This window comes from Streptomyces sp. NPDC002680, assembly GCF_042889145.1.
GTDB lineage: Bacteria > Actinomycetota > Actinomycetes > Streptomycetales > Streptomycetaceae > Streptomyces > Streptomyces adonidis.
Map to the genome: position 1 here is coordinate 26,049 of NZ_JBIAQP010000005.1, position 21,849 is coordinate 47,897.

Consider the following 21,849-nt stretch of genomic DNA (forward strand, 5'->3'; position numbering starts at 1 on the left):
GCGACGAGGGAGGGGCGAAGTCCGAACCGAACCTCGCCCCTCCCCCAAAAAAAAGCCACGGATCAATCAATCAATCAATCCCAGCGATACCCGTCACCCAACAGGAGGAAGTGCTCCAGCACGTCCTCCATCGGGTCGTCGATCTGACCGACGTTGACGAGCCCGATCTTGGGACCGTTGTGCGAGTTCGTGTTGTACTCGTCGGCGCACGCCGTCCCTGCGGAGAACCCGCAGACCACGGCCGCGGTGGCCGCCCCCGTCAGCCAGCGCGTGGCGATCCTGGCCCGCTCGTTCGTCATGAGCTCCACCCCTCGTCCTGCTTCGACATTCGACATTCGGCATCTGATCGTCGGACCCTGTGTCCACCCGTTCATCTGCCTGAAGCCGGACGAGGTCACGCGGAGTAACCCGTACGTGATCTTGGGGGGTTGCCGTACGAACCCATACGGGTACGGATATGTCAGTTATGGCTGTGAAGAACCTCGTTCAGACCGCCCCAGACCGCGTTGTTCGGGCGGGCCTCGACCTTGCCGGTGACGGAGTTGCGGCGGAAGAGGATGTTGGAGGCGCCGGAGAGTTCGCGGGCCTTGACGATCTGGCCGTCGGGCATGGTGACGAGGGTGCCTGCGGTGACGTACAGCCCGGCCTCGACCACGCACTCGTCGCCGAGCGCGATCCCCACGCCGGCCTCGGCGCCGATCAGGCAGCGCTCGCCGATCGTGATACGGACCTGGCCGCCACCGGACAGCGTGCCCATCGTCGAGGCACCGCCGCCGATGTCGGAACCGTCGCCGACCACGACACCGGCGGAGATCCGGCCCTCGACCATCGACGTGCCGAGGGTGCCCGCGTTGAAGTTGACGAAGCCCTCGTGCATGACGGTCGTGCCCTCGGCGAGGTGCGCGCCGAGGCGCACCCGGTCGGCGTCGGCGATACGGACGCCCTTGGGGGCCACGTAGTCGGTCATCCGGGGGAACTTGTCGACGGACGTCACCTGGAGGTGCAGGCCCTCGGCGCGGGCGTTGAGGCGCACCTTCTCGATGTCGTCCACGGCGACCGGGCCGAGCGAGGTCCAGGCGACGTTGGCGAGGTGGGCGAAGATGCCGTCCAGGCTCTGCCCGTGCGGCTGTACGAGCCGGTGCGAGAGCAGGTGGAGGCGGAGGTACACGTCGTGCGTGTCGAGGGGCTTGTCGTCGAGGGAGGCGATGACCGTACGAACCGCGACCACTTCGACGCCCCGGCGGGCGTCCGGCCCGACCGCTTTCGCAGCACCCTCGCCGAGCGCCTCGACGGCCCGCTCGACGGACAGCCGCTCGGTACCGGCGGGACCGGGCTCGGCGGACAGCACGGGGGCGGGGAACCAGGTGTCGAGAACAGTCCCGTCGGCGGCGACGGTGGCAAGCCCGGCGGCCACGGCACCGGTGGTACGAGAAGCAGTCGTATCGGTCATAGAGAAAACCTAACTTGAGGAACCCCACCCGAGCGAACCAGCACAGACCAGATCTCAAGGACCGGTCACACCATCCAGCCGGGCTGGCACCACCCAGCCCGTCCGGCGTTTGAGGACGAGCGCGTTCAGCGCGACTTTCCCACTCACCCGCCTGCCACCACCCTCCAGCCCGTCCGGCGTTTGAGGACAAGGCCGTTCAGCGCGACCTTGCCCCCCCCCCCCCCCCCCCCCCCCCCCCCCCCCGCCCGCCGTTTTGGGCAAAGCCCGTCACCGCGACCCTGCCCCCCCACCCACCCGCCTGCCACCACCCTCCAGCCCGTCCGGCGTTTGAGGACAAGGGGGGTCTGGGGGCGCAGCCCCCAGAAGGATGGGACGGGTAGGGGCGGCGGGGGCGAAAAACCACCCCACCTCACCCCCGCAACACCCGCCCGAACACCTCCCGAGCAAACCCCTCCTCATACTCACGCCCCGTAAGCAGCACCTGCAGACACATCCCGTCCATCACCGCCACCAACGCCCGCGCGGTCACCGCATCCGTCCGCCCCACCAACAACTCCCCCACCCCCTCCACCCACTCAGCCGCAACAGGCCGCAACGCCGGCCGCCGAAGCGCCGCCAAATACAGCTCGCACTCCAGCTCCACCCCCGCCCGATCCCCACCGAGCCACTCCCCCAACAACCCGGCCAGCTCCCCCGCCAGATCCCCCGTCCCGTCCCGCAGCCCACCCCTCGCGACAACCACCTTCGCGAACCCCTCGTTCGCCTGCCGAAGCGCGGCAACGAGCAGCTCGTCCAGCGTGCTGAAGTGATACGTCGTCGACCCCAGCGGCACATCCGCCTCCGCCGCGACCGACCGATGACTGAGCCCGGCGATCCCCTTCTCCCCCACCACCCGAATCGCCGCGTCGATGATCCGCTGACGCCGCTCGGGGTCGTACCGCCGCCCCATCAGTGCGCACCGCCCATGTTCAGCACGACGACCCCGCCGATGATGAGCACGATCCCGGCGATCTTCGCCACGCCCATGCCCTCCCCCAGGAACACCGCGCCGATCGTCGCGACGGCAGCGGTCCCTATCCCGGACCAGATCGCGTACGCAGTCCCCACCGACACGGTCTTCAGCGTCTGCGCCAGCAGCACGAACGCGACGGCGTACCCCAGACCGGTCAGCACGGACGGCCACAGCCTGCTGAACCCGTCGCTGTACTTCATGGCGGTCGTGGCGCCCACCTCGGCGGCGATGGCTCCGACCAGCAACAGATATCCCATGTGTACGAGTGTACGCATCGATATGTACGACCGTACACAGCACCGCCCAAATCCACCCCCAACCACCCCACCCCACCCGCACCGACCACCAACTCCCCCACCCCCCGGTCTCATTGAGGAAACAACCCTTCTCACAGCAATGGACCGTCGCCTAGCCTCGCGTCCATTACTGTTTCAACTACTCGTTCACACGTTCGCCACAGGCGACGCCGGAGGAACAGCGCATGACAGAAGAAAAGCCCCGGCTCATCCCAACTCAACCGTGGGAGAACGGCTGGGCCCCGGACACCTCACGTGTGCCCGGGACGCGGCGGCTCTGGATGGCGGGCACCCTGGCCCTGTCGGTCGTGGCCGCCTGTGTGACCGCGATCATCGTCACGGAGCGGCAGGCCGAGCAGCCCGCGCCCGTGGCGAAGGCCCCGCTGCCGTCGCCGGGCTCCACGTACCCCGGTCTCCTCACCTACGCCTCCCCGTCGGCGACCGGAGACGCACCGCCGAGCGGAAAGAGCGGCCTGTCGTCGGCCCAGCCGACCACGTCGGCCGCCACGGCCGACGCCCCCGTCGTCCCCGCCCCGGACGCCAAGGGCTCCGCCTCCGCGGCCGTCTCGGAGGCCCCGGGGAAGCCCGCCGCTTCCCCGTCCCCCAGCAAGTCCTCGGCCGCTCCCGCCAAGCCGGCCTCCACCGCGCGGTCCGTCGAGTCGGTCAACTACCCCGGCCGGTACTGGCACGTGTCGAACGGCCTGGTGAAGCTCGACGAGGTCCGTGGCTCGGAATCCCGCGAGGACAGCACCTTCGACGTGGTCAAGGGGCTGTCCAACAGCTCCTGCTACTCGTTCAAGACGAACGACGGCAAGTACCTGCGCCACCGCGACTTCATCCTGCGCGCCGAACGCAACGACGGCTCCTCGCTGTTCAAGCAGGACGCCACCTTCTGCGGCGGGTACTCGGGCTACACCGGCGAGGCGATGCTCACGTCGGTGAACTACCCCAACTACGCGCTGCGCCACAAGAACTTCCAGCTGCGCCTGGACCCGTACGGCTACAACACGACCAACCGGCAGGACTTCTTCTTCCGCCTGGTGGCCCCGCTCGCCTGAGACACACACGAAAGCGGCGGCACCCGGTCAGGGTGCCGCCGCTTTCGTGTACAGCGTTCGGAGGAGTGGCTCTCAGACTCTCAGACGTTGAACCCCAACGCCCGAAGCTGGTCCCGGCCGTCGTCCGTGATCTTGTCCGGGCCCCACGGCGGCATCCACACCCAGTTGATGCGGAGTTCGTTGACGATGCCGTCCGTGGCGGACTTGGCCTGGTCCTCGATGACGTCCGTGAGCGGGCAGGCCGCGGACGTCAGGGTCATGTCGATCGTCGCGATGTTCGCGTCGTCGATGTGGATGCCGTAGATCAGGCCCAGATTGACGACGTCGATGCCCAGTTCCGGGTCGACGACGTCGTACAGCGCCTCGCGGACCTCGTCCTCCGAGGCCGGCTTCATCTCAATGGTCTCGCTCATGCCGTCTTCCTTTCGGCGGCGTCCGAGCCCAGGGCCTGGGCCGTCGCGTCCTTCCACGCCATCCAGCTGAGCAGCGCGCACTTCACCCGGGCCGGGTACTTGGAGACACCGGCGAACGCGACCGCGTCCTCCAGCACCTCCTCCATCGCGTCGTCCGGTTCGATCCGGCCCTTGGACTGCATCAGTTCCAGGAAGGTCTCCTGGATCTTCTGCGCCTCGGACAGTTCCTTGCCGACCAGCAGCTCGTTCAGTACGGAGGCCGAGGCCTGGCTGATCGAGCAGCCCTGGCCCTCGTACGAGACGTCGCTGATCGTCGTGCCGTCGTACTTCACGCGCAGGGTGATCTCGTCGCCGCACGTCGGGTTGACGTGGTGCACCTCGGCATCGCCGTCCCGCAAGCCCCGGCCGTGCGGGTGCTTGTAGTGGTCCAGGATGACTTCCTGGTACATCGAATCCAGCTTCACGATTCCAGCCAGCCCCTCAGCCGAAGAAGTTCCGTACGTGCTCCAGACCGTCGATCAAAGCATCGATCTCGGCCGGCGTGGAGTACAGATAGAACGACGCTCGCGTGGTCGCGGGAATTCCGTAGCGCAGGCAGACCGGGCGGGCGCAGTGGTGGCCGACCCGGACGGCGATGCCCTGCTCGTCGAGAACCTGGCCCACGTCGTGCGGGTGGATGTCGCCGAGCGTGAAGGAGATCGCCGCGCCCCGGTCCTCGGCCGTGGTCGGGCCGATGATCCGCAGGTCGGGGACCTCGCCGAGCCGCTTCACCGCGTACTCGGTGAGCGCGTGCTCATGGGCGAGGATCTTGTCCATGCCGATCGCCGACAGGTAGTCGATCGCCGCGCCCAGACCGACCGCCTGGGCGATCGGCGGAGTGCCCGCCTCGAACTTGTGCGGGGCGGGAGCGTACGTCGACGAGTGCATCGACACCGTCTCGATCATCTCGCCGCCGCCGAGGAAGGGCGGCAGGTCCTCCAGCAGCTCCTGGCGGCCCCACAGCACGCCGATGCCCGTAGGACCGCACATCTTGTGGCCGGTGAAGGCCACGAAGTCGGCCTGGAGGGCCTGTACGTCCAGCGGCATGTGCGGCGCGGCCTGCGAGGCGTCGATCAGGACCAGGGCCCCGACCTCCTGCGCGCGGCGCACGATCTTCTCGACCGGGTTGACCGTGCCCAGGATGTTGGAGACCAGCACGAAGGAGACGATCTTCGTCTTCTCGGTGATGACCTCGTCTATGTTCGAGAGGTCGAGCCTGCCGTCGTCCGTGAGGCCGAACCACTTCAGCTTCGCGCCCGTGCGCTGCGCGAGCAGCTGCCACGGCACGATGTTGGAGTGGTGCTCCATCTCCGTGATGACGATCTCGGTCTCGTGGTCGACCCGGTAGGGCTCGTCGGCCCAGCCGAGCATGTTGGCCACGAGGTTGAGCGACTCGGAGGCGTTCTTGGTGAAGATCACCTCGTCGCGGCTGGGCGCGTTGATGAACGCGGCGACCTTGTCGCGCGCGCCCTCGTACAGCGCCGTGGCCTCCTCGGCGAGCACATGGATGCCACGGTGCACGTTGGCGTTGTGCTGCTCGTAGTACTCGGAGAGGGTGTCGATCACCTGGCGGGGCGTCTGGGAGGTCGCCGCGTTGTCCAGGTAGACGAGCTTCTTGCCGTCGTGGATCACCCGGTCGAGGATCGGGAAGTCCTTACGGATCGCCTCGGTGTCGAGGAGGCCCGGCAGCTGTGTCACGCGGATGCGCCACCCTTCGTGTATACCTCGTAGCCCTCGTTCTCCAGCTTGTCGGCGAGCTCGGGGCCACCCGACTCGACGATCCGGCCGCCGGAGAAGACGTGCACGTGGTCGGGCTTGATGTAGCGCAGGATGCGCGTGTAGTGGGTGATCAGCAGGGTGCCGACCTCACCGGTCTCGCGGACGCGGTTGACGCCCTCGGAGACGATCCGCAGCGCGTCGACGTCCAGACCGGAGTCCGTCTCGTCGAGGATCGCGATCTTCGGCTTGAGCAGCTCCAGCTGAAGGATCTCGTGGCGCTTCTTCTCACCGCCGGAGAAGCCCTCGTTGACGTTGCGCTCGGCGAAGGCGGGGTCCATGTTGAGGCGCTGCATGGCCTCCTTGACCTCCTTCACCCAGGTGCGGAGCTTGGGCGCCTCACCGCGGATGGCGGTGGCGGACGTACGGAGGAAGTTGGAGACCGAGACGCCGGGGACCTCGACCGGGTACTGCATCGCCAGGAACAGGCCCGCGCGGGCGCGCTCGTCGACGGACATCTCCAGGACGTCCTCGCCGTCGAGGGTGACGGTGCCGCCGGTGATCGTGTACTTCGGGTGACCGGCGAGCGAGTAGGCGAGGGTCGACTTGCCGGAGCCGTTGGGGCCCATGATGGCGTGGGTCTCGCCCTGCTTCACGGTGAGGTCGACGCCCTTGAGGATCTCCTTCGTGGCGTTGTCGGCCTCGACGGTGACGTGCAGGTCGTGGATTTCAAGCGTTGCCATGGGTTCCTCAGGACTCCTGGGTGAGGGAGACGAGCACATCGTCCCCTTCGATCTTTACGGGGTATACGGGGACGGGGCGCGTCGCGGGAAGGCCGGACGGCTTGCCGGTGCGGAGGTCGAAGCTGGAGCCGTGCAGCCAGCACTCGATCTGACAGTCCTCCACCTCGCCCTCGGAGAGCGAGACGTTCGCGTGCGAGCAGATGTCGTGGATCGCGAACACCTCGCCCTCGGTACGGACGACCGAGACCGGCGTGCCGTCGAGTTCCACCCGCTTCGGGGTGTCCTCGTCCAGCTCGCTGAGGCCGCAGGCCCGCACAAAGGTGGTGGACATCAGACCGACGCCTCCAGCTCCTCGTCGATCTTCGTGAGAAGGCGCTGCTGGATGTCGTCGACGCCGATCTGCTGGACCAGCTCGGCGAAGAAGCCGCGCACGACCAGCCGGCGGGCCTCGTCGGCCGGGATGCCGCGGGCCATCAGATAGAACAGCTGCTCGTCGTCGAACCGCCCGGTCGCGCTGGCGTGCCCGGCGCCGACGATCTCACCGGTCTCGATCTCCAGGTTCGGTACGGAGTCCACGCGGGCCCCGTCCGTGAGGACCAGGTTGCGGTTCATCTCGTAGGTGTCGGTGCCCTCGGCCTTGGCCTCGATGAGCACGTCACCGATCCACACGGCGTGGGCGCCCTCGCCCTGGAGCGCGCCCTTGTAGACGACGTTCGACTTGCAGTGCGGGGTGTTGTGGTCGACCAGGAGACGGTGCTCCTGGTGCTGACCGGCGTCCGTGAAGTACAGGCCGAACAGCTCGGCCTCGCCACCGGGACCGGCGTAGGAGACGCGCGGGTGGAGGCGTACGAGGTCGCCGCCGAAGGTGACGACGAAGGACTTGAAGGTGGCGTCGCGGCCGATCAGCGCGCTGTGCTGGGCGACGTGCACGGCCTGGTCGTCCCAGTCCTGGACGGAGACGACGGTGAGCTTGGCGCCGTCGCCGAGGACGTACTCGACGTTGGCGGCGATCACGGCGTCACCGGTGTGGTCGATGACGACGACCGCTTCGGCGAAGGCGCCCAGCTCGATGAACTGGTGGCCGTAGCGCACCCCGCCCTCGCCGTGCACGGTGACGCGGATCGGCTCGGTGAGGACCATCTCCTTGGGGACGGTGATCACACCGGCCGCCTCGAAGGAGGAGTACGCCTGGGCGGCGACGCGGTCCACGGGGGTGCCGGCCCGGCCGAGGCGTACGTCGTCACGGCCGACGGCCTCGACGGTGACGCCCTCGGGTGCCTGGACGTCCACCTTCACACCGGCGCCGGTGGCGACCGCGGTGCCGTCGTGCAGCCCGCGCAGCCGGTCCAGCGGGGTGAACCGCCACTCCTCCTCGCGGCCGTGGGGGACGGGGAAGTCCGCCACGTCGAAGGAGGGGGGCGCGCTCATGCGCGTGGCGACGGTCGACTCGGCCGCGGCCGCAACCGCGATCGAGCCGGCGGTGGTGGATCCCACCGGGATGTTCTGAGCCTCAGCCATGGCTGTCGGTCTGCTCTCTTTCCTGCGTAAGTGACGTGATGGGGACGCGGTCGACGACTAGCCGACCGAGCCTTCCATCTGGAGCTCGATCAGCCGGTTGAGTTCGAGCGCGTACTCCATGGGCAGTTCCTTGGCGATCGGCTCGACGAAGCCGCGCACGATCATCGCCATCGCCTCGAACTCGGACAGACCACGGCTCATCAGGTAGAAGAGCTGGTCGTCGGAGACCTTGGAGACGGTCGCCTCGTGGCCCATGGACACGTCGTCCTCGCGGACGTCGACGTACGGGTACGTGTCGGAGCGGGAGATGGTGTCCACCAGCAGCGCGTCGCACAGCACGTTGGACTTGGAGCCGTGGGCGCCCTCGCCGATCTCGACGAGACCGCGGTAGGACGTACGACCGCCACCGCGCGCCACGGACTTCGAGACGATGTTGGAGGAGGTGTTCGGCGCCATGTGGACCATCTTGGAGCCGGCGTCCTGGTGCTGGCCCTCGCCCGCGAAGGCGATGGAGAGGGTCTCGCCCTTGGCGTGCTCGCCCATGAGGTAGACGGCCGGGTACTTCATCGTCACCTTGGAGCCGATGTTGCCGTCGATCCACTCCATGGTCGCGCCCTCGTAGGCGACGGCGCGCTTGGTGACCAGGTTGTAGACGTTGTTCGACCAGTTCTGGATGGTCGTGTAGCGGCAGCGGGCGTTCTTCTTGACGATGATCTCGACGACCGCGGAGTGCAGGGAGTCGCTCTTGTAGATCGGCGCCGTACAGCCCTCGACGTAGTGCACATAGGCACCCTCGTCGACGATGATCAGGGTCCGCTCGAACTGGCCCATGTTCTCCGTGTTGATACGGAAGTAGGCCTGGAGCGGGATCTCGACCTGCACGCCCTTGGGCACGTAGATGAACGAGCCGCCCGACCACACCGCGGAGTTCAGCGACGCGAACTTGTTGTCGCCGACCGGGATGACGGTCCCGAAGTACTCCTTGAAGAGCTCCGGGTGCTCCTTCAGCGCGGTGTCGGTGTCGAGGAAGATGACGCCCTGCTCCTCCAGGTCCTCACGGATCTGGTGGTAGACGACCTCCGACTCGTACTGCGCGGCGACACCGGCGACCAGGCGCTGCTTCTCCGCCTCCGGGATGCCGAGCTTGTCGTACGTGTTCTTGATGTCCTCGGGCAGGTCCTCCCAGGACTCCGCCTGCTTCTCCGTGGAACGCACGAAGTACTTGATGTTGTCGAAGTCGATGCCCGACAGGTCCGAGCCCCAGTTCGGCATGGGCTTCTTCTCGAAGAGGCGCAGGCCCTTGAGGCGGAGCTTGGTCATCCACTCGGGCTCGGACTTCTTCGAGGAGATGTCGCGGACGACGTCCTCGTTGATGCCGCGCTTGGCAGCGGCACCGGCCGCGTCGGAGTCGGCCCAGCCGTATTCGTACGTGCCCAGACCCTCCAGCTCGGGGTGGGCAGTCTCCTCGATGGGGAGCGTCATGCTGGGTTCCTCCCGGCAGTACGTGCAGATGCTTTATGGGTGGCAGTGGACAACTGTGGGGCGGGTGAAGCAGAGGCGTGTGAGGCCTTCGGGATGAACGTCGTGCACACACCGTCGCCGTGGGCGATGGTCGCGAGCCGCTGGACATGCGTGCCGAGCAGCTGGGAGAAGATCTCGGTCTCCGCCTCGCAGAGCTGCGGGAACTTTTCCGCGACATGGCCCACCGGGCAGTGGTGCTGGCAGAGCTGCTCTCCGACCGGTGCGCTGCGCGCCGTAGCAGCGTACCCGTCCGCACTCAGGGCCTTGGCCAGGGCTTCGGCGCTCTTCTCGGGGCCGGCGGCCTCGATCGCCTTGCGGTAGCCCTCGGCCTGCTCGGCGAACCGGGCCCGCGCGAAGGCGAGCACCGCCTCGTCGCCGCCCTCACGCGCGGCGATCCAGCGCAGCGCGTCCATGGCGAGCTTGTCGTACGACTGGTCGAAGGCGTCGCGTCCGCAGTCCGTGAGTGCGAAGGCCTTGGCGGGCCGGCCACGGGTGCGTGCCCCGTAGACCCGCTGCTCACGCGGTTGTACGACGTCGTCGGCGACCAGCGCGTCAAGGTGACGGCGTACGGCCGCATGGGTCAGGCCCAGTCGCCCGGCCAGTTCGGCGACGGTCGACGGACCGTGGTCCAGGATGGACCGCGCGATCCGGTTGCGCGTCGAGCGCTCACCGGTCGCGAGTTCCTCCTGAGGGGCGCCCATGGGAGCCTCCCGATCCTCGCCGACGTATTTCACAACACCATTGTTGCGTAATTCCTCAGAGCGCGGCAAGCCGCGTCCACCCGTCTCGACGGTGCCCTGCATCACTTAGGCTCACCTAACCTGACCTGCGCAAACGATCTTTGATCGATCACCGGACCGCCTCCGAGCAGCACGGGAGCATGCCCGCCCCGGGTCCGAGCGGAGGCCGGCCAGACCCCCGCGCACCTGGGTGACACATCCCGTACCTAGACTCTGGACCCATGCGAAGCGAGCCCGTGGTCCAGGTCCAGGCCCTGGTGAAGCGGTACGGCACGAAGACCGCGGTGGACGGCCTCGACCTGGTGGCCCCGGCGGGCATCACCGCCGTACTCGGTCCGAACGGCGCGGGCAAGACGACCACCATCGAGACCTGCGAGGGATACCGCAGACCGGACTCGGGGACGGTACGTGTCCTGGGCCTCGACCCCGTACGAGAAGCCGCCGCCCTCCGACCCCGGGTCGGCGTGATGCTCCAGTCGGGCGGCGTCTATTCAGGCGCTCGCGCCGACGAAATGCTCCGCCACGTCGCCAAACTCCACGCACACCCGCTCGACGTGGACGCCCTCATCGAACGCCTCGGCCTCGGCAGCTGCGGCCGGACCACCTACCGCCGTCTCTCCGGGGGCCAGCAGCAGCGGCTGGCTCTCGCGATGGCGGTCGTCGGCCGCCCGGAACTGGTCTTCCTCGACGAACCGACCGCCGGCCTGGACCCCCAGGCCCGCCGCGCCACCTGGGACCTGGTCCGCGACCTGCGCACCGACGGGGTCTCGGTCATCCTCACCACCCACCACATGGACGAGGCCGAACAACTCGCCGACGACGTCGCGATCATCGACGTCGGCAAGGTCATCGCCCAGGGCACCCCGGAACAACTGTGCCGAGGCGGCGCCGAGAACACCTTGCGCTTCACGGGCCGCCCCGGCCTGGACGTGGGCTCCCTGCTCAAGGCCCTCCCCGCGGACTGCACGGCGGCCGAGCTGACCCCGGGCGCCTACCGCGTCGGCGGCAAGGTCAACCCGCAGCTCCTCGCGACGGTGACGTCCTGGTGTGCGCAGCACGGGGTGATGCCGGACCGGATCTCGGTGGAACGGCACACCCTGGAAGACGTCTTTTTGGAGCTCACGGGCAAGGAACTGCGCTCATGACGACCACCACGACCGCGACAGGCACCTACACCCCACAGCCGGGCGCCGCCCCGCTCCCCCGCATGATCGGGGCGCAGGCGGCCCTGGAGACGAAGATGCTGTTGCGCAACGGCGAGCAGTTGCTCCTGACGGTGATCATCCCGGCCCTGCTCCTCCTCCTGTTCGGCTCGATCGACATCGTCGACACGGGAGCCGGCAAGGCGGTCGACTTCCTCGCCCCCGGCATCCTCGCGCTGGCCGTGATGTCGACGGCGTTCACGGGCCAGGCGATCGCGACGGGCTTCGAACGCCGCTACGGAGTCCTCAAGCGCCTGGCCTCCTCCCCCCTCCCCCGCTGGGCCCTGATGACGGCGAAAACGGCGTCGGTACTGGTCACGGAAATCCTCCAGGTGACCCTGCTGACGGCGATCGCCTTCGCGCTCGGCTGGTCCCCGCACGGCAACCCCTTCGCCGTACTCCTCCTGCTCCTCCTCGGCACGGCCGCCTTCTCGGGCCTCGGCCTGCTGATGGCGGGCACCCTGAAGGCGGAGGCCACACTGGCGGCCGCGAACCTCGTCTTCCTGCTGCTCCTGGTGGGCGGCGGGGTGATCGTCCCCCTGGACAAGTTCCCGCCCGGCGCCCAGGACGCCCTGTCCCTGCTCCCCATCTCGGCCCTCTCGGACGGCCTGCGTGACGTGCTCCAGCACGGCGCCGGAATGCCGTGGGGCGACCTGGGGATTCTCGGGGTGTGGGCGGTCGTGGGGCTGGCGGCGGCGGGGCGGTTCTTCCGCTGGGAGTGACGCCGGCCCGGAGCGGCGACCGGCCGGAGGCCCTCCCGGTGAGTGACGTTCGTACGGAGTGGGCAGAGACGCTCCGTGTTCGACTCAGTGGATTCCTCGCAAACGCGTGCCCTGCAACCGCTGTTGCACGATGTGGTGATGTGCGTGGCAGCCCCCGCATTCGTGGCGTCCCCCCGGGACGGACAACTGCGCGGTCTGCGCGCCGAGGGCTTCTACGGCCATGACCGCAGACTCCTGCACACCGCGTGCCTGGTGATAGACGGGCGGGAACCCGAGCCGATCGGCGTGCAGCCGCTCGGCCCCGACCAGGTGCGGTTCACATCGGTGCGGCGCTACCAGGGAGACCCCACGGACGACCCGACCCTGATCGTCGAACGGGTGCGCACTGCGGGCGGAGGAGAGCGCATCCTGCTGCGCAACGTCGGCACGAGAACCCGCCGATTACATGTCCAACTGGCACTGGCCACCGACCTGGCGGACATCTCCGAGGTGAAGCGCGGCCACCGTGGCAAGGCCGTGCCCTGCACCGCCGCGCCCGACGGCGGCGGCCTGGACTGGCAGGCGTCCAACGGCAGGACCGAAGTACGCGCGGGGGACGGTGACCTGACGCCGGAGGTCACCGACGGCCCGGAGGGCGGCACGTTCACCTGGCCCCGGGTGCTGCTGCGACCGGGCGAGAGCAGACAGCTCGGACTGACCGTCACCGGCGGCGCGATGCCCGCCCCGCCGGGCCATCCCGACGCCCCGCGCTCCCGGGCACCCTGGACCGAACCCGAGGTCAAGGGCGACCGCCGCCTGGTCGAGTTGGTGCGACGAGGACTCGGAGACCTGCGCGCACTGCGCCTCGCGGACCCGGAGCGGACAGATCCGGACGGTCCCGAGGACCAGTTCATCGCCGCGGGCTGCCCCTGGTATCTCACGCTCTTCGGCCGGGACTCGATCTGGTCGGCCCGCATGATGCTGCCGCTGGGCACGGATCTGGCCCGCGGCACGCTGTGGGCGCTGGCCCGCCGCCAGGGCACGGCACACGACCTGTTCCGGGAGGAGGCGCCCGGCCGGATCCTGCACGAGCTGCGCCCGGCGGACGCCGAGCACGGTCATGGGCTGCGGCTGCCGTCGCGCTACTACGGTTCGGTCGACGCGACGCCGCTCTTCGTGACCCTCCTGGTCGAGGCCTGGCACTGGGGACTGCCGGACCCGGACGTGGACGCCCTGCTGCCGTACGCCGAGCGTGCGATGCGCTGGGTGGTGGAAACGTGCGACGAGGACGAGGACGGGTTCCTGCGCTACCTCCCTCGCGCCGAGGGGCTGCTTCACCAGTCGTGGAAGGACAGCGAGGACGCGGTCCGGGACGCGACGGGACGCCGAATCGAACCGCCCCTGGCCCTCTGCGAGGTCCAGGGGTACGCCTACCAGGCGGCGACCGGCCTGGCGGATCTGCTCTCGGCGCGGGGGCACCACGAACGGGCGAAGAAGCTGCACACCTGGGCCGACTCCCTGCGCAAGCGTTTCGCGGACGCGTTCTGGCTGCCGTCGCCGGGCGGCCCGGCCCGCCGCTACGTGGCCATAGCCGTGGGCCGCGACCTCGCACCGGTCAGCGGACCGGCGTCCAACATGGGCCAGCTGCTGTCCACCGGAATCCTGGACGACGAGGGCTGCCGGACCGTCGCGGCCTGGCTGACCTCCGCCGAGCTCAACTCCGGCTGGGGACTGCGCAGCCGCTCCGCGGCACTGCCCGGCTTCAACCCGCTGAGCTATCACGGCGGTTCGGTCTGGACCCACGACACGGCGATCGCGATACAGGGACTGTGCGCGGCGGGCTGCCACAACGAGGCGTACCAGCTGGCGGACGGCCTCCTGGACGCGGCCACCCACTTCGGCTACCGCATGCCCGAACTCTACGGCGGCGACAGCCGCACAGCCGGTTCCCCCGCCCCACTCGCCTACCCGGCGGCCTGCCGTCCCCAGGGCTGGTCGGCGGCTTCCGGCATGGCCCTGCTCAGTGCCCTTCTCGGCCTGCGCCCGGACGCGCGCGACCGCACCTTCCGAGCCGTCCCGACGCCCCCCGGACTGCTGGGTCCGCTCTCCGTCAGCGGCCTGAAACTGTCCGGTCACCCGCTCAAGGTCGCCATGGACGGCACGGGGGAGGTCAGGGTCGAGGGCCTGAGCGACGGCTGGCGCGACGCCGGCCGCGGCTGAGGAACCGCCGAAGCCTCCCCGCGGGCGGTGCGGGCGACAACAGGTTCTCGTAGGCCGCGACCAGAGGCGGCAGACAGCGGCCTTCGAGGTCGAACTCCGCCAGCACCCGTTTCCGCGCCGCGTTGCCCACGGACCAGGCCAGGCCCGGGGAACGGAGCAGTTCCGTGACGCGACGGGCGAGACCGTCCACGTCGTCGGGCTCCACGAGGAAGCCCGACACACCGTCCTCGCCGATGCCTTCCGCGAGACCGCCCATCTTGGTGGCGACCACGGGACGTGCGGAGCACATGGCCTCCAGGGCCGCGAGCCCCATGGGCTCGGCGAACGTGGACGGGCAGACGACCACCCGGGCCCGGCTGTACAACTCGGGCATTTTGTCGACTCCGGCCCGCTCGAACCGCACCCGGTCGGAAATGTTCAGTTCTTTTGCGAGAGTCAGCAGAGAATCCCGGAAACCGACTTTCTCGCCATGGAAGTCGACCGAATCCGGAGTGTCCATGAGAATGAGGTACGGCCGGACCGGGAGATCCTCTCCGATGACCTTGGCCATGGCCCTCACGGCCATTTCCGCACCCTTGTCCGGGATAAGCCGGGCGGGCAGAAGAACAGGGGCCTCCGCTTTCGGTCCCGGGTCGGCGAGTTCGAGAATCCCCAGGTGGGGTTCGGTGTCGATACCCAGATAGAGCGGCTTCGGGCAGTTGACGTCCAGCACGTCGGCGCAGGCCGTGCGGAGGAAGTCGGAGACCACGAAGTGCGCGTCGAAACGGGCGCAGGAGGCAGCCAGCGTCACGCTCTCCGGCTCGCGCCAAATGCTGTGGTAGGTGTGCACCAGGACAAGACCCATCGCGTCCCGCAGCCCGAGCAGGGCCTCGGCGGGGGCCGACGAGAAATGGTGCAGGTTGTGCCCGTGGACAAGACGGATGCCGCGGCTGCCCAACTCGGTCCGGAACCAGTCCCGCAGTGCCTTTCGGTCCGCTTGGCCCCCCGTCGCCCTGGAGAGGTCGAGGCCGTCGTGCCACAGCACTTCGACGCCGTCCTCCGGAGGGATCCGGGCGTCGGGCGTACCGGTGAACACCGTCACCCGGTGCCCCTGCCGCGCCAGCAGCCGGGAGCAGTTCCACAGATACGACTCGACTCCGCCGACCGTGGGCGGGAACGCCCAGTGGACCAGGGCGATGTCCAGCGTTTTCGGGATCCGTGGACCGATCTCCGACCTCATTGCCGCCTCCGGGCGCGCCTCGCCACCGCGCTCGGGTCGTGCCCGGCAAAACGGCGGAACAGAACATCCGCGAGCCGGGATCGTATTGCACGGAACGGCTCGACACTCGGCTCTTTAACGAAAGGGTTGCCAACTGGTTGCAGGACCGAGAAGTAGGGAAAACTGAAGATTCGATGGCATTCGCTCCAGCACGCGGGTGGCACGCCCGTGCGGCAAAAGCGCGGATTCGGGGGGTCCTATGCGCTCGAGGTGGGTCGTCATTTCTGCGGGCACGGGCACCGGCGTGGTCGCGGCCATACCCCTGGTGGTCAAAGCGGCACCCTGGTGGCTGACCGTGGGCGCCATGGTCATCGTCGGTCTCACCGCAGGGGTGGCCTCGTACGCCATACACAGACCCCCCTCCGACTCGGCGACCGCCCCAGCCGGCCCTCCGCAGGGGACGCCGCACAAACTGGGACCGCCCCACAACCTCCCCGTCCTCAGCAGGTACTTCACCGGTCGCACCGCCGAGAGCGACCGCATCATGACCATGCTCCGCAGAACGACCCGCAGGCGCCGGGACGAGCGGCCCGTGCCCCGGATCTGCGTTCTCTACGGCGCCACCGGCGCGGGCAAGTCCCAGCTGGCCGTCGCCTACGCCCGCCGGCAGCTCCCCCGGCACTCCCTGACCTGGTGGCTGAACGCCTCCCGCCCCGACGCGCTGCGCACAGAACTGCTGCAGTTCGCCCAGTACGTGGGCATCCCCGACGAGGAGAGCAAGAACGTCGTCCTCATGAACCTCTGGCGGTGGCTGCGCGACCAGCGGGGCTGGCTTCTCGTGTACGACGGCTGCCCGGCCTACGACGACGCGCTGGCCGGGCTGCTGCCCTCGGAGGGTGACGGCGAGGTCCTGATCACCACCCAGCAGCACCAGGACTGGCACGGCCTGTGCGAGGCCCCGGTCCAGCTGAGGGTCTTCCCCGAACACGAGGGCATCGAGTTCCTGCGACGGCGCCTGGACAGCACCCCCGAGGACCTGTCGGACGAGGACCAGCGCACCGCCCTGACCGCACTGGGCCGCCAGCTCGGCTGGCTGCCGCTCGCCCTCGAACAGGCCGCCGCCTACATCGTGCAGGCCGAGATCCCCGTCGCCGAGTATCTGAGTTCCCTGCCCGGCGGAGCCTCGGTCGAGGACACCTTCCGCCGCGCCATCGAACGCATCTCCGGGACCTCCCCCGCCGCCGTGGATCTGCTGCGGCTGTGTACGTTCCTGGCCTCGGAGGACGTGGAGCGGGCGACCCTCACCCAGCACCGGTCGGTCCTGCCCACCCGGCTGCGGGAGGTGATGGCCGATCCGGTCGTGTTCAACCGCGAGGTGCTGCTGCTGGTCGACCACTCGTTACTGACCCGCAGCGGCGACTGGCGCAAGGGGTCGGCGGCGTACGGCATGCACCCGCGCGTCCAGATCCTCATCCACGACGAACTGCCGCTGCCCGAACGGCTGGAGTGGTCCCAGGCCGCGGTGCGGCTGATGGAGGCCTCCTTCCCCACCGCCCCCGAGCTGCTGGAGTCCCGCCGCAAGTGCGAGCGGCTGATGCCGCACGTCGAGGCCGTCATCGACAAACTCGCCTGGGGCGACGACGCCGACGGCGGCCTGGGGGCCTCGCAGGACCCGGCGGCACTGGCCCGGCTGATGCACCGGGTGGGTACGTACCAGGAGCATCGCTGCGACTGGGTACGGGCCCTGGACTCCTTCGAACGCGAGGCCACGCTCCGCGAGATCGGCAACGGCGACTCACTGGCCCGGGCCACGGCACGGTACGCGGTGGCCCGCCAGCACTATCTGCTGGCGGCGCTCGACAACGCCGAACGGGAGAGCCGACGGGCCCTGGAACTGTGCGAGAACCACGACGACGAGGCTTTCCTGCGGCTGCAGGCGTTGTGCCAGCGGCAACTCGGCGGCATCATGCGCGAGCGCAACCGTTTCCCGGCGGCCCTGGAGGCCGTACAGACGGCGGTCAAGATCTACGAGGGGCAGGTCTGGCGGGAGGAGAGCCTCGACTGGGCGGTCGCCGAACAGGAGATCGGCCTGATCCACCGGAACGCGGGTCAGCTGCGGCAGGCCGTCGTCCACTACGAGCGGGCCGCCGACCGCATTCCCAGCCGCGGCAACCAGGAGCCTCCCGAGCACACGGTCTTCCGCGCCATGCTCACGCGTGACCTGGGCATCGTCGCCCAGGACCGCGGCGATCTGGCCCTCGCCGAACAACGGCTGAGCGAAGCACTGGAGCTGTTCAAGGACCACCGGGGAGCGGAGGACTTCGAGACGGCCCAGATCGCCAAGTTCCTGGCCGACATCCTGCGCCGCCGAAGCGAGCGGCACCGGGAGGAAGCGCACCGAGCGATCCGGCCGCTGCGCCGGCGCTCCCTGCGACGGCTGGCACACGCCGAACTGGACCGGGCGGAGCGGATTCTCCTCCCGGTGGTCGAACTGCACAGCAAACGCAGCGACGCCGAGGAGCACAAGCACGCCGCGTGCCTCAACAAGCTCGGCTCGCTGCGGCTCGCACAGGGCCGGACGACAGAGGCCAGGGACATCCTGCGCAAGGCCGAGAGCATCTACCGGCGGGCCTACGGCGAGCAGCACTACTACCGCGCCAAGTCGCTGGCCAGACTGGGACCCGTCCTGCGCGCCGCGGGTGACGGCGCGGGCGCCGAGCGTGTCCTGCGGAACGCGGGCGACATCTTCCGCAACGCGCTCGGCAACGACCATCCCGTCCTGATGGCGGTGTACGGGCATCTGGCCGACTGTGTGCGGGATCGCGGCGGCGTGGAGGAGGCGACCCGGTTACGGGCCGAGTCGGAACGGATCCGGCAGTCCCTCTGAACCCCGAACTGAACCCCAAATGAACCCCGAAATGGACAAACACACCCACGTGAATTCATGCACAAGCCGCCCCCTACGATGGGACGCGTGCCAAAGATGACCCCCGCCGAGGCCCTGTCCGCCCTGCGGAACCCCCTCGCCTTCATCGCCGCCCGCTGGACGCCGACCCCTCGGACCGTGCAGCGCGCCGCGCTCGCCGCGCTCGTCATGTCGGTGGTCATCGTGGTGACCGGCGGTGCCGTACGGCTGACCGGCTCGGGTCTCGGCTGCCCGACCTGGCCCAAGTGCACCGACGACTCGCTGACGACGACCAGCGCGATGGGCGTCCACGGCGTCATCGAGTTCGGCAACCGCATGCTGACGTACGTGCTGTGCGCGGCCGTCGGCTGGGCGATCATCGCCGCCCGCTCGGAGAAGCCGTACCGCCGGAGCCTGACCCGGCTCGGCTGGGCGCAGTTCTGGGTCGTCATGAGCAACGCGGTCCTGGGCGGCATCGTCGTCCTGGTCGGTCTCAACCCGTACACGGTCGCGGCCCACTTCCTGCTCTCCTCGGCCCTGATCGCGGTCGCCGCGGTGATGTGGCAGCGCACGAAGGAGGGCGACGAGGCGCCCCGCCCGCTGGTCGGCAAGGCCGTGCAGCAGCTGGTGTGGTTCCTGGTGGCCGCCACGGTGCTGCTGATCGCGGTCGGCACGGTGGTGACCGGCTCGGGCCCGCACGCGGGCGACTCGAGCGAGATCGAACGCATGCCGCTGAACTGGGAGAACGTCAGCAAGCTGCACGCGGTGCTGGCCTGGGTCGTGGTGACACTGACGTTCGCCCTGTGGTTCGTCCTGAAGGCGGTGGACTCCCCGAAGGGCCCGCTGGACCGGACCCGGGATCTGTTCCTGATCCTGCTCGCGCAGGGAATCATCGGGTACGTGCAGTACTTCACGAACCTCCCCGAGGTCCTGGTCGGTCTGCACATGCTCGGCTCGGCGCTGGTGTGGATCGCCGTCCTGCGTGTCCTGTTCGCCCTGCGCGAGCGCCCCGAAACCGCCGCCCTGGCCGACGTACCCGGCCCCGCGACCGAGGCGACGGTCGGCACGCGCGCGTAGACGTTCTTCACGACATCAGTTGTACGAGGCCACCAAGCGGTCGATCGCAGGCCCCAGGAAGCCCCGCGTCAGCTCTGCACGCCGCTCGGGCCACCCGTCTCCCACCGGCTGGCCCTCCTGCCGGTACCGCCGCCGTACGACATCCTCGACGACCTCCACCGGCGCCCCCAGCCCCGGCAGCAGGTCCAGTGCCTCCCGTTTCGAGATCAGGCTGCCCTCCCGCACGGTCATGGTCGCCCGCGCGAAGGTGACCAGGCCCAGGTCGACCCAGACGTCCCGCGTCCAGAGCCGGGCCTTGTCCACGGCGGGTCGGTAGTTGTCGCGCAGGTCACGCACGACGTAGTCGGTCAACTGCCGGTCCGGCACCAGCGGAAGCAACTCCCCTGGCACCTTCCCGTACAGCACCCGCCCGAAGGTGTGCAGCTCGCGCCGGGTCACCGGGGAGACGGTCCGCCGGAACAGCTGACTGTGCGCCCAGGTGAGGTGCCGTCGCGCCGGATTGGCCGTCGTCTCGTCGGACAGGTAGGTGCAGTGCAGCAGCGGGGCGAGCGGGTGGGCGCGGAGACGGGCGTGCGCCTGGGCCACGTGCCAGGCGGTGCCCGGCCCGATCGGGCCCGCCAGGACGGCGATCAGGTCGAGATCGCTGCGGCCCTCCTGGTAGTCGCCGCCGCCCAGCGAGCCGTGGGCCCAGACGGCGACCGGGGCGAGCGCGCGCAGCTCACCCAGGAAGCGGTCCAGTAAGGCTTCGGTCAGGGCATCCGCCCGGGTCCCGTGTGTCGTCATGCCCCCAGTCTGTACAGCTAGCCCAGCCCGTACACCCGTCGCGCGTTCCCCGCGGCGATCAGCCCCGCCACCCGCTGCGCGTCCCCCAGCGACCACGCCCCCTCGGCGACCCAGCCGCCGAGCACCCGGCCGAGGGCCTCGCGGAACAGCCGGGCGCCCACCACATGGAGTTCGGGCAGACCTTGGGCGCCGCTGGAGAAGATGATCTTGCCGAAGGGGGCGAGTTCGAGGATCTCGGCGAGGATGGCGGCGGCCCGGGCGCCGGTACGGACCATGGCGGCGCCCAGATCGGCGTACACATGCGGGAAGACACCGGCGAGGTGGGCCGCGTGGCGGTGGTACGGGTACCCGTGCAGCAGCACCAGGTCGGTGCCGAGTCCGGCCGTCGCGCGAACGAAGTCGGTGAGCAGGACCGGGTCGGTACGGTCGATGCGCAGACCCGGTTCGCCGAGCCCGGCGTGGAGCTGGAGCGGCAGGCCCGAGGCGACCGCGATCCACAGCAGATGGCGCAGCAGCACGGGGTCACTGAGCGCGCCGCCGACCCGGCGTCCGGCCAGCCAGCGGCCCGCGGCGCCCCGCACCTCGCCCGGCCCCGGCGGCTCGGGCGCGAGCGCGAGACCATGCCGTACGCCTGCCACGGACGTGAAGGCCACGGCGCTCGTGGCCGCGCCGTGCACCGACTCGGCGAGGTTGGCGAGAAAGGACTCGACGGTGCCCGAGGTGTCGGCGACCTGTTCGGCCAGGAGTTCGAGCCGGACGATCTCACGGGCCTCGGCGGCGCCTGCGGAGGCCATCTCATCGGGCCCGGTGAGGTCGCCGGGCAGCCCCGCGTCGACCAGATATGTCGTGATTCCGCTGCCCCGCAGCAGCCGCCGGCCCGACTCCAGTACGCCGAGTTCACGACGCCGGGCGAGATAGCGGGCCGGGGGAGCGTGCGGTTCCAGGCCGAGCAGCGGGGGGCACCAACGGCGTACGGCGAACCCGGTCTGGGTGTCGAAGAGGGTCGTCCCGGCGGCGGGCGGCCCCTCGGTACGCGCGAGCTGGGCCTCGAAGGTGCCGAGGCCCAGCTCTGTTCTCAGTACGCCGTGGCAGTACTGGTCCACGAGGGACGGCGTCTCGATCATCCGGGCTCCCCGCGTCTGGACCGTGTGTTCCTAAGGTCCTAACGGGTGAACCGACTGTCAGGTGTTGCTGTCGCACACCCCGTGGGAATGAGAGGCGCCGATCGGCCACTCCCCACGTCTCATGAATTACGCC

General features: G+C 69.4%; 21 protein-coding genes. 6 read left to right on the forward strand and 15 right to left on the reverse strand.

Annotated features, from left to right (window positions below; translation table 11 throughout):
• Positions 1 to 74: 74 nt before the first annotated feature.
• The 4 genes from ACFYXF_RS14870 to ACFYXF_RS14885 form a co-directional block, all read right to left on the reverse strand.
• Positions 75 to 299, reverse strand: coding sequence for a hypothetical protein (locus tag ACFYXF_RS14870; RefSeq protein ID WP_389349968.1), 225 nt, complete (start codon positions 297 to 299; stop codon positions 75 to 77).
• A 161-nt stretch (positions 300 to 460) separates the two neighbouring features.
• On the reverse strand, positions 461 to 1,450 hold the full coding sequence (gene dapD, locus ACFYXF_RS14875) for a 2,3,4,5-tetrahydropyridine-2,6-dicarboxylate N-succinyltransferase (RefSeq protein ID WP_389349969.1): 990 nt from the start codon (positions 1,448 to 1,450) through the stop codon (positions 461 to 463).
• A gap of 409 nt (positions 1,451 to 1,859) precedes the next feature.
• The gene (locus ACFYXF_RS14880) at positions 1,860 to 2,399 is read right to left on the reverse strand and encodes a TetR/AcrR family transcriptional regulator (protein ID WP_389349970.1); all 540 of its coding nucleotides are present in this window, start codon (positions 2,397 to 2,399) and stop codon (positions 1,860 to 1,862) included.
• Positions 2,399 to 2,719, reverse strand: coding sequence for a DMT family transporter (locus ACFYXF_RS14885; protein WP_389349971.1), 321 nt, complete (start codon positions 2,717 to 2,719; stop codon positions 2,399 to 2,401). The genes ACFYXF_RS14880 and ACFYXF_RS14885 overlap by 1 nt, the downstream gene beginning before the upstream one ends.
• A 224-nt stretch (positions 2,720 to 2,943) precedes the next feature.
• On the opposite strand from ACFYXF_RS14885, the gene ACFYXF_RS14890 reads away from it, so the two are divergent.
• The gene (locus tag ACFYXF_RS14890; protein WP_389349972.1) at positions 2,944 to 3,816 is read left to right on the forward strand and encodes an AbfB domain-containing protein; all 873 of its coding nucleotides are present in this window, start codon (positions 2,944 to 2,946) and stop codon (positions 3,814 to 3,816) included.
• A gap of 80 nt (positions 3,817 to 3,896) precedes the next feature.
• Here the strand turns inward: ACFYXF_RS14890 and ACFYXF_RS14895 are convergent, their stop codons facing one another.
• From ACFYXF_RS14895 to ACFYXF_RS14930, 8 genes are read right to left on the reverse strand one after another with little or no spacing between them, the layout of a single operon-like run.
• On the reverse strand, positions 3,897 to 4,229 hold the full coding sequence (locus ACFYXF_RS14895) for a metal-sulfur cluster assembly factor (protein WP_053741509.1): 333 nt from the start codon (positions 4,227 to 4,229) through the stop codon (positions 3,897 to 3,899).
• Positions 4,226 to 4,693: a Fe-S cluster assembly sulfur transfer protein SufU gene (gene sufU, locus ACFYXF_RS14900; RefSeq protein ID WP_389349973.1), complete on the reverse strand. Its 468-nt coding sequence runs from the start codon at positions 4,691 to 4,693 to the stop codon at positions 4,226 to 4,228. Before sufU ends, ACFYXF_RS14895 begins: the two co-directional genes overlap by 4 nt.
• Positions 4,694 to 4,709: 16 nt before the next feature.
• Positions 4,710 to 5,966: a cysteine desulfurase gene (locus tag ACFYXF_RS14905; RefSeq protein ID WP_105975097.1), complete on the reverse strand. Its 1,257-nt coding sequence runs from the start codon at positions 5,964 to 5,966 to the stop codon at positions 4,710 to 4,712.
• The gene (gene sufC / locus ACFYXF_RS14910) at positions 5,963 to 6,727 is read right to left on the reverse strand and encodes a Fe-S cluster assembly ATPase SufC (protein WP_389349974.1); all 765 of its coding nucleotides are present in this window, start codon (positions 6,725 to 6,727) and stop codon (positions 5,963 to 5,965) included. The genes ACFYXF_RS14905 and sufC overlap by 4 nt, the downstream gene beginning before the upstream one ends.
• 7 nt (positions 6,728 to 6,734) lie before the next feature.
• Positions 6,735 to 7,058: a non-heme iron oxygenase ferredoxin subunit gene (locus tag ACFYXF_RS14915; protein WP_105975095.1), complete on the reverse strand. Its 324-nt coding sequence runs from the start codon at positions 7,056 to 7,058 to the stop codon at positions 6,735 to 6,737.
• A complete protein-coding gene (gene sufD / locus ACFYXF_RS14920) occupies positions 7,058 to 8,245 on the reverse strand; it encodes a Fe-S cluster assembly protein SufD (protein ID WP_389349975.1) in 1,188 nt (395 codons plus the stop codon). Before sufD ends, ACFYXF_RS14915 begins: the two co-directional genes overlap by 1 nt.
• A 57-nt stretch (positions 8,246 to 8,302) precedes the next feature.
• Complete coding sequence (gene sufB / locus ACFYXF_RS14925) at positions 8,303 to 9,727, reverse strand: Fe-S cluster assembly protein SufB (RefSeq protein ID WP_389349976.1); 1,425 nt, start codon at positions 9,725 to 9,727, stop codon at positions 8,303 to 8,305.
• Complete coding sequence (locus ACFYXF_RS14930) at positions 9,724 to 10,500, reverse strand: helix-turn-helix transcriptional regulator (protein WP_389349977.1); 777 nt, start codon at positions 10,498 to 10,500, stop codon at positions 9,724 to 9,726. The genes sufB and ACFYXF_RS14930 overlap by 4 nt, the downstream gene beginning before the upstream one ends.
• Positions 10,501 to 10,727: 227 nt before the next feature.
• Between ACFYXF_RS14930 and ACFYXF_RS14935 the strand changes: the two genes are divergently transcribed.
• The 3 genes from ACFYXF_RS14935 (at position 10,728) to ACFYXF_RS14945 (ending at position 14,629) form a co-directional block, all read left to right on the forward strand.
• Positions 10,728 to 11,651, forward strand: coding sequence for an ABC transporter ATP-binding protein (locus tag ACFYXF_RS14935; protein ID WP_389349978.1), 924 nt, complete (start codon positions 10,728 to 10,730; stop codon positions 11,649 to 11,651).
• Positions 11,648 to 12,430, forward strand: a complete 783-nt coding sequence (locus ACFYXF_RS14940) for an ABC transporter permease (RefSeq protein ID WP_389349979.1) — start codon at positions 11,648 to 11,650, stop codon at positions 12,428 to 12,430. The genes ACFYXF_RS14935 and ACFYXF_RS14940 overlap by 4 nt, the downstream gene beginning before the upstream one ends.
• Positions 12,431 to 12,568: 138 nt before the next feature.
• A complete protein-coding gene (locus tag ACFYXF_RS14945) occupies positions 12,569 to 14,629 on the forward strand; it encodes a glycogen debranching N-terminal domain-containing protein (RefSeq protein WP_389349980.1) in 2,061 nt (686 codons plus the stop codon).
• Here ACFYXF_RS14945 and ACFYXF_RS14950 read toward each other — a convergent pair.
• Positions 14,580 to 15,848, reverse strand: coding sequence for a glycosyltransferase family 4 protein (locus ACFYXF_RS14950; RefSeq protein ID WP_389349981.1), 1,269 nt, complete (start codon positions 15,846 to 15,848; stop codon positions 14,580 to 14,582). The two genes, ACFYXF_RS14945 and ACFYXF_RS14950, sit on opposite strands and share 50 nt — an antisense overlap.
• A 238-nt stretch (positions 15,849 to 16,086) precedes the next feature.
• Between ACFYXF_RS14950 and ACFYXF_RS14955 the strand changes: the two genes are divergently transcribed.
• Both ACFYXF_RS14955 and ACFYXF_RS14960 read left to right on the forward strand, forming a co-directional pair.
• A complete protein-coding gene (locus ACFYXF_RS14955) occupies positions 16,087 to 18,714 on the forward strand; it encodes a tetratricopeptide repeat protein (RefSeq protein WP_389349982.1) in 2,628 nt (875 codons plus the stop codon).
• A gap of 78 nt (positions 18,715 to 18,792) precedes the next feature.
• Complete coding sequence (locus tag ACFYXF_RS14960; protein ID WP_389349983.1) at positions 18,793 to 19,809, forward strand: heme A synthase; 1,017 nt, start codon at positions 18,793 to 18,795, stop codon at positions 19,807 to 19,809.
• Between the two features lie 15 nt (positions 19,810 to 19,824).
• Here ACFYXF_RS14960 and ACFYXF_RS14965 read toward each other — a convergent pair whose 3' ends face one another.
• Both ACFYXF_RS14965 and ACFYXF_RS14970 read right to left on the reverse strand, forming a co-directional pair.
• Positions 19,825 to 20,592, reverse strand: coding sequence for a nucleotidyltransferase (locus ACFYXF_RS14965; protein ID WP_389349984.1), 768 nt, complete (start codon positions 20,590 to 20,592; stop codon positions 19,825 to 19,827).
• A 17-nt stretch (positions 20,593 to 20,609) separates the two neighbouring features.
• Positions 20,610 to 21,716, reverse strand: coding sequence for an amidohydrolase family protein (locus tag ACFYXF_RS14970; protein ID WP_389349985.1), 1,107 nt, complete (start codon positions 21,714 to 21,716; stop codon positions 20,610 to 20,612).
• Positions 21,717 to 21,849 lie beyond the last annotated feature (133 nt).